The organism is Nocardia brasiliensis NBRC 14402 (assembly GCF_000308475.2).
Classification (GTDB): domain Bacteria; phylum Actinomycetota; class Actinomycetes; order Mycobacteriales; family Mycobacteriaceae; genus Nocardia; species Nocardia brasiliensis.
In genome coordinates, this window is the sequence record NZ_BAFT02000079.1 from 151,444 (window position 1) to 165,047 (window position 13,604).

Annotated in this window: 14 protein-coding genes, 1 tRNA gene and 1 pseudogene; 9 read left to right on the forward strand and 7 right to left on the reverse strand. The window is 67.2% G+C overall.

Annotated elements, in window-relative coordinates:
* Positions 1-19: 19 nt before the first annotated feature.
* Positions 20-487, reverse strand: a complete 468-nt coding sequence (locus TY25_RS28890) for a hypothetical protein (RefSeq protein ID WP_042261207.1) — start codon at positions 485-487, stop codon at positions 20-22.
* A gap of 112 nt (positions 488-599) precedes the next feature.
* On the opposite strand from TY25_RS28890, the gene TY25_RS28895 reads away from it, so the two are divergent.
* Both TY25_RS28895 and coaD read left to right on the forward strand, forming a co-directional pair.
* Positions 600-1,010, forward strand: coding sequence for a hypothetical protein (locus TY25_RS28895; RefSeq protein WP_042261208.1), 411 nt, complete (start codon positions 600-602; stop codon positions 1,008-1,010).
* Positions 1,010-1,496, forward strand: a pseudogene (coaD, locus tag TY25_RS28900) (pantetheine-phosphate adenylyltransferase). Before TY25_RS28895 ends, coaD begins: the two are co-directional and overlap by 1 nt.
* 112 nt (positions 1,497-1,608) lie before the next feature.
* Here coaD and TY25_RS28905 read toward each other — a convergent pair.
* Positions 1,609-3,045, reverse strand: a complete 1,437-nt coding sequence (locus tag TY25_RS28905; RefSeq protein WP_042261210.1) for an FAD-binding oxidoreductase — start codon at positions 3,043-3,045, stop codon at positions 1,609-1,611.
* Between the two features lie 124 nt (positions 3,046-3,169).
* On the opposite strand from TY25_RS28905, the gene TY25_RS28910 reads away from it, so the two are divergent.
* From TY25_RS28910 to TY25_RS28925, 4 genes are all read left to right on the forward strand, one after another.
* Entirely contained in the window at positions 3,170-3,511 is a 342-nt protein-coding gene (locus TY25_RS28910) for a MazG nucleotide pyrophosphohydrolase domain-containing protein (RefSeq protein ID WP_042261212.1), read from the forward strand.
* Between the two features lie 197 nt (positions 3,512-3,708).
* Complete coding sequence (locus tag TY25_RS28915) at positions 3,709-5,352, forward strand: M14 family zinc carboxypeptidase (protein ID WP_052383252.1); 1,644 nt, start codon at positions 3,709-3,711, stop codon at positions 5,350-5,352.
* A gap of 37 nt (positions 5,353-5,389) precedes the next feature.
* Positions 5,390-6,928 (forward strand): ADP-ribosyltransferase, encoded by a 1,539-nt coding sequence (locus TY25_RS40845; RefSeq protein ID WP_081869164.1) that lies wholly within the window; start codon positions 5,390-5,392, stop codon positions 6,926-6,928.
* 11 nt (positions 6,929-6,939) lie between these two features.
* On the forward strand, positions 6,940-7,185 hold the full coding sequence (locus tag TY25_RS28925) for a hypothetical protein (protein WP_042261217.1): 246 nt from the start codon (positions 6,940-6,942) through the stop codon (positions 7,183-7,185).
* A gap of 537 nt (positions 7,186-7,722) precedes the next feature.
* On the opposite strand, the gene TY25_RS42000 is transcribed toward TY25_RS28925, so the two are convergent.
* The 4 genes from TY25_RS42000 to TY25_RS28945 form a co-directional block, all read right to left on the reverse strand.
* Positions 7,723-7,956, reverse strand: coding sequence for a hypothetical protein (locus tag TY25_RS42000; protein ID WP_146153992.1), 234 nt, complete (start codon positions 7,954-7,956; stop codon positions 7,723-7,725).
* 35 nt (positions 7,957-7,991) lie between these two features.
* A tRNA-Tyr gene (locus TY25_RS28935) sits at positions 7,992-8,074 on the reverse strand.
* A 232-nt stretch (positions 8,075-8,306) separates the two neighbouring features.
* Positions 8,307-8,726, reverse strand: coding sequence for a VOC family protein (locus TY25_RS28940; protein ID WP_081869165.1), 420 nt, complete (start codon positions 8,724-8,726; stop codon positions 8,307-8,309).
* Positions 8,723-9,607, reverse strand: a complete 885-nt coding sequence (locus TY25_RS28945) for a sigma-70 family RNA polymerase sigma factor (protein ID WP_042261221.1) — start codon at positions 9,605-9,607, stop codon at positions 8,723-8,725. Before TY25_RS28945 ends, TY25_RS28940 begins: the two co-directional genes overlap by 4 nt.
* A 101-nt stretch (positions 9,608-9,708) precedes the next feature.
* Between TY25_RS28945 and TY25_RS28950 the strand changes: the two genes are divergently transcribed.
* Together TY25_RS28950 and TY25_RS28955 are read left to right on the forward strand one after the other, a co-directional pair.
* Positions 9,709-10,122, forward strand: a complete 414-nt coding sequence (locus TY25_RS28950; RefSeq protein WP_029900973.1) for a VOC family protein — start codon at positions 9,709-9,711, stop codon at positions 10,120-10,122.
* A 53-nt stretch (positions 10,123-10,175) separates the two neighbouring features.
* On the forward strand, positions 10,176-10,562 hold the full coding sequence (locus TY25_RS28955) for a VOC family protein (RefSeq protein WP_052383254.1): 387 nt from the start codon (positions 10,176-10,178) through the stop codon (positions 10,560-10,562).
* A gap of 5 nt (positions 10,563-10,567) precedes the next feature.
* Here TY25_RS28955 and TY25_RS28960 read toward each other — a convergent pair whose 3' ends face one another.
* The gene (locus tag TY25_RS28960) at positions 10,568-12,097 is read right to left on the reverse strand and encodes a carboxylesterase/lipase family protein (RefSeq protein ID WP_042261223.1); all 1,530 of its coding nucleotides are present in this window, start codon (positions 12,095-12,097) and stop codon (positions 10,568-10,570) included.
* Positions 12,098-12,198: 101 nt separating this feature from the next.
* On the opposite strand from TY25_RS28960, the gene TY25_RS28965 reads away from it, so the two are divergent.
* Positions 12,199-13,440, forward strand: coding sequence for an ROK family transcriptional regulator (locus TY25_RS28965; protein WP_201773721.1), 1,242 nt, complete (start codon positions 12,199-12,201; stop codon positions 13,438-13,440).
* The last annotated feature ends 164 nt before the right edge of the window (positions 13,441-13,604 follow it).

Consider the following 13,604-nt stretch of genomic DNA (forward strand, 5'->3'; position numbering starts at 1 on the left):
CGGATCGGGGCGGCTGCAGTCAGTCGGGTTCGAACAGGTGGTCATAGCCGATCGCGAAGGTGCGGTCGGACGGATCGACGAGCACGTGGCGGCGGTCGCCGGTCCGCGGGTACGGGACGCCGGTCTGTATCTCGCAGTCCGCCTCGAAAGTATCGAAACCGGGGCCGCTGATCCGGACCTTCAGCTCGGCCACGTCCGGATTCTCGCCGCCTTCGATTATCCGCACCGCGATGATCTCCGCGGTCGCGTGGACCGCTGCCTTGTCGAATCGTTCAGCGTTCCAACGCCATTGGTAAGTGGTCACCGCAAGCGCGAGGCCGATCGGCATGGTGACGATGCCCGGGCACAACCCATCCCACAACGAATCACCGGTCACAGCGACGACAGGTCCTGCGGCCACGAGTGCGGCCGCCACCGCATACGTGAACACCCCGGCAACCGGCCCGATGAGTTCGACCTGGCCTGCGCTGCGTTCACCCTCGGACATGCCGACACTGTAAAGGTGATCGGGGCGGGGCAGTTGCCGGAATCGGCCCGGGCGGGGAGGGGCCGATTACGATCGAGGTCGAATTCTCGTGGCATCGGTCAGGAGGACCGCAATGTTCGGTAGCAGAGGTGCGCTGGTGGCGGTGGCGGGAGCCGCGGCCACGATATTGTGCACGACCCCGGCCAGTGCCGCTCCCGAGGACGAGTTCATCACGTTGAATTCCGTGGTCACGCCCGCCCCGGAGGGCTTGCAGGCCACCGGCACCTATCTGTGCGAGGCGGGCATCGGTTACCTCGACGTCTCCGCGCAGATGGGGACCAATGGCAGCGGCACTATCCAGCTGACCAGCTCCCCGCCCGGGGCGACCCTGCAATGCACCGGCCGGGTGGAAACCTGGTCCGTCGTGCTGAAACCGACCAACGGAATGCCCGTGCTCGTGCCCTACACCGAAGGCACCGGCACCGCACAACTGAACCGGAAATATTGGAAGACCGATTCCGGCCCCGTCGCCTTGCACCTCTAGTGCGGTCGAAAGCCCTGTGCACCGGCTCTTTCGACCCGGTGACCAACGGACACGTCAACGTATTCGAGCGGGCCGCCGCGCAATTCGACGAGCTGGTGGTCACGGTCATGGTGAACTCGACCAAGACCACCATGTTCACCCTGGATGAGCGCATTGCGATGCTGCGTGAGGTTACCGCCCACCTCGGCAACGTACGGGTAGCGTCGTGGTCGGGTCTCCTGGTGGATTTCGCGCGCGAGCAGGGGATCACCGCGATCGTTAAAGGGTTTGCGCCGCGGCGATGTCGACTACGAACAGTCCATGGCGCAGACCCACCGCACCCTCACCGACGTGGACACCTTCTTCATCGCCAGCGACCCGGCCTACGGCTTCCTGTCCAGCTCGCTCGTCAAAGAGATCGCCGCATCAGGCGGAGACACGGTCGGCCTACTGCCGGCGGTCGTGCGCGACAGGCTGTTGCAGAGACTGGTGGAAAGCAGGGCCTGAACGTCCTCGTCGCGCGATATCCGATGCGGCAAGCGAGCTCGTGGTGCGGTCGTGCCGAGCCACGAGATTCGGCAATGTTTACAGGCAGGCTCCGAGCAGTGGCGGAGGACCACTACGACGCGCTGAGGGACTGGGGGCGTCGGAAGAATCCTTCCGGGTCGTAGCGGTGTGCGATCTCGGCCAGGCGGGGGTAGTTCGCGCCGTAATAGGCTGTGCGCCAGTCGGTCAGGGCCGGGTCGGGGAGGTTCTGGTACGTGTAGGGGGAGGACCAGCGGCGCAGGATCGGTTCGCAGGTGTCGATCCATGCGGAGCCGCTCGCGCGCAGTTCGTCGGTGATCTCGCCGTGGGACTCCACCACCAGACCGGCGTAATACAGATGGTCGCGGTGTACGAAAGCGGTTGCGTCGGCGGGGATACGATTGCATGCCCCGCCCATCGCGCCCAATTCGAGTGCGCGAATCTGATCTCCCGCCTGCGCGTCGGCGAACGCGGTCAGGACCTGCTGAATGCCTTCGGCGGGAATGGTTTCGGGCACGAAGTGTCCACGCTCGCGATGCCAGCCTTCACGGGGCAACCGTGCTTCGGGATTCGTGCCGACTCGATGTGATTGCGCGCGAGTGAGTTCTGCGCATCCCATCCACGTGCGTAACGTGTCGTCGTATGAACCGGTGTGCAGGAACTCCGCTTCCGGTTCTCGGCCGACTCTGTGTCGCAAATCGTCCAGCAGCACTGGCAGTTCGCCCGGGTCGCCGAGCCAGGCACCGAGCACCATGACCTCCGGCTGCTCGCCGGCTTCCGGATGTTCCAGCGCGAAGCGCACATTCGAGGCCAGATCGTCGGGCGCATGCGGTGCCCAGCCTTGCCACGCGTCCCATACGCGCGCCGCGTCGGACCAGTCCCAGCTCAGGCTGTAGCTGGTGACGGGAGCCGCCGGAACCGCCTCCAGCGCCAGTTCGGTGACGATGCCCAGGTTGCCGCCGCCGCAGCCGCGCAACGCCCAGAACAGATCGGCATGCCGTTGTTCGTCGCAGGTGAGGACGCTGCCGTCGGCGACGACGAGCTGGATCTCGCGCACCCGGTCGCAGGTCAGCCCGTACTTACGGGTGGCGATCCCGATGCCGCCGCCGAGCGTGAGCCCGGCCAGCCCAACCGTGGCGCAGGTGCCCGCCGGAATCACCCACCCGTCGGGGACCGTTTCTTCGAGCAGGTCGATGGTCTGGATGCCCGCACCCGCCCGGATCAGCGTCCCTTCCCGCCGCACCCCGGCGATCCCGGTGAGATCGATGACCAGCCCGTCGGTGGTGGAGTGCCCGGCGCAACTGTGCCCGCCGGAACGCGCGGCGACAGGCAGTCCGTGCGTTCGGGCGAACGACACGGCCTCGCGCACATCGTCCACGGTCGTGCAGTAGCACACGCCGGCGGGCCGCACCGTGTCGAATTCGCGTATCTGCAAGGCGCGGGCATCGTCGTAGCCGGGGTCGCCGGGGCGCACCAACCGCCCCGCGATCCGTTCCGCCAGCGCCTGCCACGCCGCCTCGCCCACGGCCACCGCACCGTCTCCCTCACGTCTCGTTCGAACCGAAGGAGCATACGAACAGCAACCCTGGACCGCCAGCGAATTCGCCGACCGGTTTCGTCGTGTAGGCCGATGCTGTCTTGGTAGACCTTGCTGTGTGGACATTCAGGATCTCCAGGCGCGTGCCGTTGAAGTGCACGACCTCTACGACGAATTGAACCTCGCCGAGCGGGGCCGGACATGGACTCGGCAGGACTTCATGCTGGGCTTCGTCGGCGATGTAGGGGATCTCGCCAAGCTCGTTATGGCGGCGGAAGGCACCCGCGCCATCCCGGGCGGTCGGGCAGCGTTGGAACATGAACTGGCCGACTGCCTTTGGTCTGTTCTGATTCTGGCTCATCGCTACGACGTCGACATCGAAACAGCTTTCACCAAGACTATGGCTGAGCTGAAGAGCACCATCTCGGCACGGTTGGTCGATCCTTCCGCCGAGGTGTGAGCGCACCTGAAGGATGAATCGTGTGCCACGGTTTCCTCCGTGATCAGGGACCGTTGGGTGGACCGGGGTGTTGGCTGGGCGGGGATTTCCGGGCAGGGTGAGGGAAAGACTCGGGCGGCCCAGGGGGAGTGATGGCAGATCAGGAACCGCGTGTTCAGCGCTACTTCGTTGAAGTTTCGGCGGAAAGTGCGGCCGCTATGCGCGCACTGTCCGGGCGGGGGCTCGATCTGTTCCGGGCGACCGTGGCCGGAGCGGACGACGCGGTGACGATTGCGGGATATCTTTCGGTGGCGGAGATCGGCGGTCTCGCGGAGGACGGTTACACCGTCACGGTCCAGGCCGTGCGCGAAACCCCGCCGCTGGAGATCGCGCCGCCGAAGGCCTCCGCGATAGCAGCGCAAGACGTCGAAACATTCTCTGTCCCAGCCGGTTATCTGACCTACAGCCAGATCGAGGGTTGGATTTCCTCGATGGTGCGCCTCAGTCCGGCCTTCTGTACGAGGGTGCAGTTGCCGTTGACTTCGGTGGAGGGCAGACCCATCAGTGCGCTGCGTATCCGCGCCGGAGACCGGGCCGAGCGGGACGGGGTGCTGCTGCTCGGCGGCGCGCATGCCCGTGAGCTGATCAATCCAGACCTGCTGTGCCACTGGATGTATCACCTGACCTCCGCCTACCGGAAGGACACCGATCTCACCTTCGGGCCGGTCACCTACAGCAACAGCACCGTGCGACTCCTGCTGGAGTCGCTGGACATCTTCATTGTTCCGCTGGTGAACCCGGACGGGCGGGAATTCGTGATGTCCGCCGACCGCATGTGGCGCAAGAACCGCTCCTACAATCCCGGATCGGACTGCCGCGGTGTCGATGTGAACCGCAATTACGACTTCCTGTTCGACAGCGGTATCGGCACCACGGCGTTCCCGTGCGACTATCAGACTTACCGTGGGCCGCAGGCATTCTCGGAACCGGAGACCCGGAACATCCGCTGGCTGCTCGACGTCTTCCCGCACATCATCGGCATGGTCGACGTGCATTCCTTCGGCGAGATCATCGCCTACCCGTGGGGTGACGACGACAACCAGACCACCGACCCGGCAATGAACTTCCGGGTTCCGCATCCGGACCGCGGAGTTCCGAACGACAACCTCTATCGCGAGTACATGCCCGCCGAGGATCTGGACTGGTACCGGCGCACCGCGGGCTTGATGCGCGACGCCATCACCAGGGTGCGAGGCAGCGTTTACACAGTGCAGCAAAGTGTTTCGCCGCCACTGCTCTACCCGGTGTCGGCGTCGGTGGACGATTACGCCTACTCCCGCAACTTCATCGATCCGGCCAAACGCAAAGTTCGGTCCATCACCATCGAGACTTCCAAGCCGGTGCCGCGCGGCGAGGAACTCCGCGGATTCCAGCCCGTGTACGAGGAGGCTCGACAGGTCATGGTCGAGAACGGACCGGCGCTGATCGAGTTCTGCCTCAGCGTCATGTGCCCCGGTCGCGGTGCTGCCGCGATGCGCACCACGCTCGATCGCCACCTGCCCGAAACGGGAGCGGTACGCGACGCCTACAACCAGCTCATGAACCTGGCACCCCGCGTGATGCAAGCGCTGGCCGCAGATCCGGACATGCGCGCCGGCGCGGCAAAGGCCCTGGCCCAACTCGCCGACAGATCCGTGCACGACCAGGACCCCGTCCTGGACGATCAGGCAATCGCCGACCTCACCCCGGTCGCGGCCTACCTCGCCCAGGCTGTACCCGAAGCCCAACCTGCGCTGGATGTTTTGACCGCCTTGGCGACACAATCGGTAGGCAGCCGGATCAGCCGAGCATTGAAAAGCTAGGTTCCGCAGCTATTAAGCTCTGCATCGTTCAGGAGGGATGACCGGAGGGGGCGACAGCAGTGACCGGAACCGTGCCAGGCGGGCGGGCCGTTCATTGACCGGGTCGCTGCTCGACGTCGACACCGCGGTCTACTACGACACCGCTACCAAGATCGCGGCCGGTGCGTCCGCGTGGTGGTCGGCCATTGATGCGCGCTGGCCGGAACTGGCCAAGGCCACCAACATGACCGGGTCGTACGCCGAGGCCAAGGAGTGGGGTAAGTCCTACGACCAGCGCGCCAAAGACATCTTGTCCATGGTCACCAAGGTCGCCAGCGCCGCACACGCCTACGCCGTGGTGCTCAACAATTGCGGCTACGAACGCGCGCTGGCCGAGCACGGCGCGACGATCGACGCGGGCCCGGCCCCGGTCAAACCCCCGACCCCGATGTACCCGGTCCTCAATTGCCGAGTTCCGCTCCCGTCTGCGGGCGGCCCCGGCAACGGGTTGATCGATGAGGGATTGGGCTTGGTCGAGAAGATCGGGCTCACCGTGCCCGACGGCAACGCCACCACCATTTCCAACGCCGCGATCACCTGGGACGCCACCCGCGCCGCCGAAGGGGCGGCAGGGTTCCCGGCGATTCTCGAGGCCGCCGCGGTCGCTTTCGCCGATGTGGTCGCGCCGGAGGTCGAGTTCATCGATGAGGATCTGCGCGCGCTCAAAGCGGCCGCCGAGGCCGCGCTCACCGCGATGGCCGACCTCGCCCAGTCGTGCCGGGATCATCGCGCCGCCCTCGATGAACTGCGCGAGCTGCTCAAACAGCAGCTCGAAATGGTGCGCGACGCACTGATCCAAGAGCTGGCGATCACCGCCGCGATCTCGGTTGCTTCCTCGTTCATCACCTTCGGTGCCGGGGCAGCGATCGGTGTAGCGGGTGCCGCAGCCATCTGCGCGCGGTACGCGCGCCCGATGCGGGCGATCATCGAACAATGGCTCACCAACCGCCGGATCGCCGCCGGGGTGAAACTCGACGCCGACCTCGCCCGCCACGTGCGCGAATGCGAACGGCTCGAGGAACTGGGTCCGGCCGGACGGCTCAAACCCAAGGCCGATCCGACGCCAGGATCCCTGCTGTCCGACACCGACCGCGCCGCACTGTGGGACTACACCGGTCCCGGCGGCTCGGAGGCGCTGAACTGGCAGTTGCGGCATGGTGGTATCAGCCGGTATCAGCAGATGCGTGAAGGGGAGATCAACGCCGCGCTCGACAAGCTGCCCGACTACCAAGGCCCGGTCACCCGGCGTGTGGACCTGAGTGCTGAGGATCTGGCGCGCTACCGCGAGGCAGCCATCGGACGCGACATGGTCACCGAGCCCGGTTTCACCTCCGCGTCACGCACACCAGAGGCCGCGTTCGATCGGCCCGTGGAATTCCGCATCAGAAGCGAGCACGGGAAGTCCGTAGAGGAGTTCGCGCGCCGACCGAGCGAGCAAGAGGTGCTGTTCAAGTCCGGAACCAACTTCGAGGTCCGCAAAGTCGTGGAGAACGACCCGAGCGGGCGAATCATCATCTACATGAACGAAATCCCCTAGGAGGAACTTCGATGGCCGAGTACTACAAGGGACGCAAATTCACCAGCCGGGAAGAGGCAGGGTTGCCGCCGCCCTCACCGGAGCGGGACGCGGAAATCGAGGCGGAATGGGCCGAATTCAACGCCCGGCGTGAGGCGGTGCCGCCCGAGAAACGGATCCATCTGTCGAGCCGGTTCGGTGATGAGGACTGGAACGATGATGCCGACTGGGACGACAGCACCCGATACGCGCCACCCGCGCCGCCCGCCGACGGGTAGGGCGAGGGTGGGCGCTGATGAGGCTACCGGCGACCCCCACGGTCGGCGGACTGGGAAATAGACTCTGTCGAAGTCCCATCCGCGGCGGCCTAGTTCGGTGTACCTGCCGCGGGAGTTACAGGGATAGTGCTGAGCACGTCAGGTGGGGTTCCCGGCTGTAGGTGCAGGTCAGGTGCGCGGGGTGGGGTTCCGGCGTGGTCATCTGGCTGTGGTTGCGTCTCGAGCGGCTTGGGAAGAGACGGCTGTTGGGGAGCGGGCCGGGTGGTGTGGACCAAGCGACAGATAGGTTGGGGTCACAGAGGTTTCGTACGGTTCACAGGGTTTATAGCTGCTGTGAACCGTATGGAAGGTCTGTGACACACCAACCTGAGCAAGTCACACTTCGGCAGCCAGCCAACAAGCCCGAACGCAAGCAGACCAAGCGACAGTTAGCCCCGTGTCGACACGCGAAAGCCGCACATTTGCACCACTTCGAGACAGAACCTAGGCGTACGCCGTCACGGTCGGTGGCCAGCCGAGTCTCGAGAAGCTGAGCGGCTATTCGTCGTCCTCGTCGAAGTAGTCTTCGAGATGGCCGAGGTGGCGGAGTGGGAGGGACCAGCCGGTCACCTCCGAGAGGGCTGCTTCGTAGATCAGCATGGCCTTGCACAGCCGTTCTCCTTGGCGGACAACGGCGACCGGGTCGTGCGGGATTTCTTCGCAGACCGAGGCGTGGGCACGCAATTGCGCGCAGACGTCCTCTGCTGCGCGGCCCAGAACTGAATCCGTCACGGCGTGCGTCCTTCGCCTAGCCATCGGCCCTATCGTGGGGCGGGAGGGATTCGAACCCACTCAGCGCGTGGCACTCGGTTTACAGCCGAGCCCGACTCTCCAACGTCGACGCCGCCCCGAATCGCTCGACAGCGCACTGCGTTTCAGCGCGATCGGTCGAACGGTCGAACGGTCGAACACGGCGATATCGCGCTACCTGCACGTCCGCCCTCCTTCGGCCTTTCGAAAGTCTCCGATCCCATCGTGCCAAACCGGCCCACCCCTTCCAACCCATTTTCGCTCCTGCCGGGCTCGGGTGCGGTGCGCTCCGTCGATGAAGTCGGTGCGCTGTATGAGAGTGACGGACGGGTTCAGGGGTTCATCTGCTGGGTGAAGCGGAGCAGGTTGCCGGAGGGGTCCAGGAAGGCGCAGTCGCGGGTGCGGTCGGGGCGGGTGATGGGTTCTTGGATGACTTCGGTGCCGGCGGCCTCGAGGCGCTCGAAGGTGCTGTCGCAGTCGGTCGTTCGGAACTCCAGGCGACCGAGTAGGCCGACGGTCATCAGGTCCTCGATCGCCCGGCGGTCGGCCGGTGAGATGCCGGGGACGGCGTCCGGGGTTTCGAGAACGATCCGGACCGGCGGTTGCGCCGACGGGCCGAGGTGCAGTGACAGCTTTCCGTCGGGTTCGCCGTGGACCTCGAGACCGAGCACGTCGCGATAGAAGTCGACCGCCCGGCCGAGGTCGTGGACGGCGAGGCGCAGGGTCGTGAGGCGCAGATCCAGGTCGGTCATGCTTCGTCCGCGTTGCGTCCGGCGGCCGGGTCGACGAGATAGACGATGGTCGAGTCGGTGATCCGCTGGGTGTCGGTTTCGACGTCGACGCGGGTGATCTTCCCGTCGCGCACGGTGAAGCCGATGACCGCCCGCGCCTGCCCGCGATGCAGCCACACCGCCGCCGGGACGCCGTCGACCAGTGCGAGCCGCGCCGCTTGCGCTCGCCCGGAGAAGAACGCCGCGACCGCAGTACCGCCGCGGATCTCGCCGACCACGGCATCGGGATCGAGCAACTCGACGAGGGCCTCGAAATCCCCGTGCCGGGACGCGGCGAGGAAGGCGGCGACGACCTCCCGCTTGCGTGATCGCGCCGCTCCGGAGGCCTCCGCCGCGCCCTGCACCCGCCGCCGGGCCCGGCTGGCGAGCTGCCGTGCAGCCACCGGAGTGCGGTCGATGATCTCGCCGATCTCGCCGAACGACACCGCGAAGATGTCGTGCAGCACGAACGCCAACCGCTCGGCCGGGGTCAGCACATCGAGCACCACCAGCAGCGCGACGCCCACCGAATCGGCCAGCAGTGCTTCGTTTTCCGGCCCGGCCGGGGCCGTGTGCCGCAGGTCGGCGGCCGGCTCCGCAGGTTCGGGCGGCAGCGCTCCGGCCGACTCCTCACGACGGACGCGACGGGCCTCGAGCATGTTCAGGCAGACCCTGGCGACCACCGTCGTCAACCATCCGGCCGGGTTCTCGATCTGGTCGGTGTCGGCCCGCCCGACCCGCAGCCACGCCTCCTGCACGGCGTCCTGGGCCTCTTCGGGTGATCCGAGCATGCGATAGGCCACCGCCTGCAACCGGTCTCTGTGCTCGGTGAACTGTTCGCTCAACCAGTCCTGCTCGGCCATCTGTCACGTTCCTTTGTCCGGGGCTGTCATACCTATTGACCGGCCACACCACACCGATGTGACAACCCGCCGGTCCACGCCTCGAATCCCCAGGGAGAAGTATGAAAGCGCATGTGAGTTCGATCCTGCTCGGCGTCGCGGATCTGGAGCGGTCCAAGCAGTTCTATGTCGACGGACTGGGCTGGAAGATCAAGGACGACTACGGCGTATCGGTGTTCTTCGAGCCGGACGGCGGTTCCCGGGTCGGCTTCTACGGTCGCGAAGGGTTGGCCGGTCAGGTGGGCACGAGCCCGGAGGGCAGCGGCTTCAGCGGACTGGTCCTGACCTACGTCGTCCGGAGCGAAGAGCGTGTCGCGGAGATCGTCGCCGAGGCCGAGAAGGCAGGAGCCACCGTGCTCAAACCCGCGGGCGCGCTGCCCTGGGGCGGGTACGGCGGCTCCTTCGCCGATCCGGACGGCTACATCTGGAGCCTCGGCTACAGCGCCGAGGGAACCGACCAGCCATATGCGGAATAGCGGCTGCGGCAATAGATCTGACGAGGACCGGCTTTGAAGGAGGAAACGTGCCGATGCACATGAAAACCGTCATGCTCGGCGTGCGAGATCTGAACCGCGCCAAGCAGTTCTACGCCGAGGGACTGGGCTGCGAAATAGACAAGGACACCCGCAAGTTCGTCGCGTTGCGGTTGAACGACGGGGCCTTGAACCTGGCACTCTACGAATGGGACGCGGCGGCAGCCGATGCCGGTGTTCCCGCAGCAGGTTCCGGCTTCCGCGGTGCCTCGTTCCACATCAGTCCCGACTCGCGGGCGGCGGTGGACGCGATCATGCGCACCGCCGTCGCCGCGGGCGCCGAGGTGGTCAAAGATCCGGGCCCGGCCGAATGGGGCGGGTACTACGGCTATTTCAGCGACCCGGACGGCTACCTGTGGAAGGTGACCACCGCCGGTTCGTGATCCGGTCAGGTCAGCCAGAGCCGGTGTTGGGCGGCGAACGCGTCGGTGCGGACCTGGCTCTGCGCCGACCAGATCATGGCTTGCCGCTGTGCGAGAGTGTAGCGCGGCCAATCCTGGCCGGGGTCGGTCGCTTTCACGAAGGCGACCCAGGCGGCATGGACCGCGTCGGCGATGGCTTGCGGCGGTGCGGCGCCCTCGGCCTCGGTGACGCCCGGCGCGCGCAGCAGATCGAAGGCGAAGGGTAGGTCCAGGCAGTGCGCCGCCATGCCCTGATAGCTCGGAGATGTTGCGGTCCACTCGAATTCGTAGAGCCAGGTGGGCAGGTTCCGGGCGGCTCGTGCCTCGGCGATCCGGTAGGAGGGGCCGCGAATGATCGTGTCGCTGATGGCCTGTCCGGCAAGTTCGGTGGGGTTCGCGCCGGGGTAGGCGGCGTGCAGCGCGTCCGGATCGACGCCGCGGCCCGCTTGGGCGAGCGGGCTCGCGGCGGCCGCGTCCGGCTGCTGAGCGGCCATGGTCGCCGCCATGTTGAATTCGTGTCTGGTGAAGCCGAGTAGGAGCGGAATATCGCCGCCCGCAACGCTTTTCAACAGCGCGGGGGTGGACTCTGGGATCAGCGCACCGTCGGCGAACGGTGCGAGGCCGAGCATCGGTACGGATTCACTGCCGGGGCCGGGCGCTTGCAGCGCGTCCTGCATATCGAGCAGCGTGTTCTCGGGCACCGCGCGCAGCGCCGCCGCGGTCGCGGGCACACCGGTGCGCCGGGTGAACAACTCGGCCACCGCATGCCCGGCGGCGAGCTCGTTCGGTTGTGTCACCGCCCCGGACGCACAGATGCCGGCCCGGAACAACCCGCGCGCGGCAGGAGTGGCCAGTAGCGCCCAGACCGCGCCGCCTCCCGCGGACTGGCCTGCGACGGTGACCTTGTCCGGATCGCCGCCGAAAGCGGCGATATTGTCGCGGACCCAGCGCAGGGCGGCTATCCAGTCGAGTACCGCCCGATTGTCCGGGGCGCCGTCCAGGCGCAGGAACCCGTCGATCCCGAGCCGGTACCCGACCGAAACCACGATCACACCATCACGATTGAAGGACGCGCCGTCATACCAGGGGCTGGCCGGACTGCCCGCGACGAAGCCGCCGCCGTGGATCCACACCAGCACCGGCAGCCCGCGGGCGGCCGGATCGGGCGTGAAGACGTTCACGCTGAGGATGGCGTCGCCGGGGATGCTCGGTTCGGGGATGGTCGTCACCGCGGCCAGTGATCGGCGCTGCGCGGTGGGTCCGTAAGCGGTGCATTCGAGCGTTTCGGTCCAGGGCGTGGGTGGTGCGGGCGCGGCGAACCGCAACTCGCCGACCGGCGGTTGCGCGAACGGCACTCCGAGGAAGGCCAGGCCGGTGTCGCGGCGGACACCCCGGACCGGGCCGTAGGTCGTCCGGACGACGTCCGAAGGCGAGCGCTCGGTGGCGCAGGCCGCCGCGACCGCGAGGGCACCTGCGCCCAGCAGGACGGTGCGGCGCCGGATGTGCGCAGTGGACATGGCAGACCTCGATTCGGTTCGTGGGACCTCGGTATGTTCGCGAGTCGACGGCGAATCAGTCAATGGTTGAAAAAATTCGTGACCTGCATAGTCTCAGAGAGGTGGAGACCAGTGGGGCGCACGATTCGGTGGCGGTGCGGCGACGCAACCTGGGTGCGGTGCTGCGGCATATCGCCGAGCACGGCCCGTGCGCGCGCACGGAGATCGCGGTGGCGACCGGTCTGTCGCACGCCTCGGTCACCACCATGGTGGCCGATCTCGCGGTGCGCGGACTGGTACGGGAAGACGGGGTGCGGAATCTCGGCGGACGGGGCAGACCACGGCGACTACTCCGGCTGGTGGCGCGGCGTGCGGTGACGGTCGCCGTGCAGATCAGTGCCGAGCACGTGCGCGTTGCCCTCGCCGACCTCGCGGGAACCCTTGTATGGCAGGACATGTCGCCGCACGACGGCGCCGCCGGTGTCCCGGCGGCGCTCGCCGACCGGATCGCGGACGCGGTACGACGGGCACGAGCCGCGGCTCCCGGTGCGGAGCTGGTGCGCGTCGCGGTGGCGATGGCCGGGCCGGTCGCTGCGGACGCCGCCCGAACCGTGCTCGTCGCACCGGATTTCGGCTGGTTGCGTCCGGTTCGCCTGCGCGCGCTGATCGATCGGCGGCTCCCGGAGCTGACCTGCCCGATCGACGTGATCAACGACGCGAACGCCGCCGCGCTCGCTGAATACCACGCGCACCCGGGGCGGCCGCGAGCCGTGGTCTACCTCGCGGCAGGCACCGGAATCGGCGGGGGCGTCGTGCTGGATGGTGTCATCCACACCGGCAGCCACGGGGTCGCGGGCGAGCCGGGACACATGCCGGTCGCCTTCGACGGGCCGCTGTGCGTTTGCGGTGCCCGTGGTTGTCTGGTGTGTTACGCCGGTCCCGAAGCGGTGCTCGGTGCCGCCGGCCTCGGTGATCTGTTGCGGCGCAACGGACTGGCACCCGCCGCCGCTGAACTCGTCGCGGCGTTGGAGCGGGGTGACGAGCGCGCGCTCGCCGCGATCGCGAGTGCCGGGCGCGCGGTGGGGGCGGCGATCCTGTCCATCACCGCGCTGCTCGACATCGACGAGGTGATCCTGGGCGGCACACTCGCGCAATGGTTTCCGTGGCTGGATCCGATCATCCGTCAGCAGTTCGCCGGACGCAGCGCCCTCGTGCCCACGCTCGCACCGGAAGTCGCCCCCGCCCATCTCGGACCCGACGCCGCCCTGCTCGGCGTAGTCGAATTCGCCCGCCGCGCAGCACTGTCCGACCCTGCCACCGTCCCACGCCTGCACCACCCGCCCGTCGCGCAACCCTCGACCTGAGATGCATCACCTGATCTGCTGAGCCTGGGCAGAAGGCCGGTCTGGTCGACAGAGCGTCTCTGATAGGCAGGGCGATCGACCGCCTGCGCGAGCGCTGTGCCGAACGGAGTGCTGCCGGGCGCGGTGCGGCGGCACGGGGTCGGGGCGGTGCAGTGCAGCGGGGT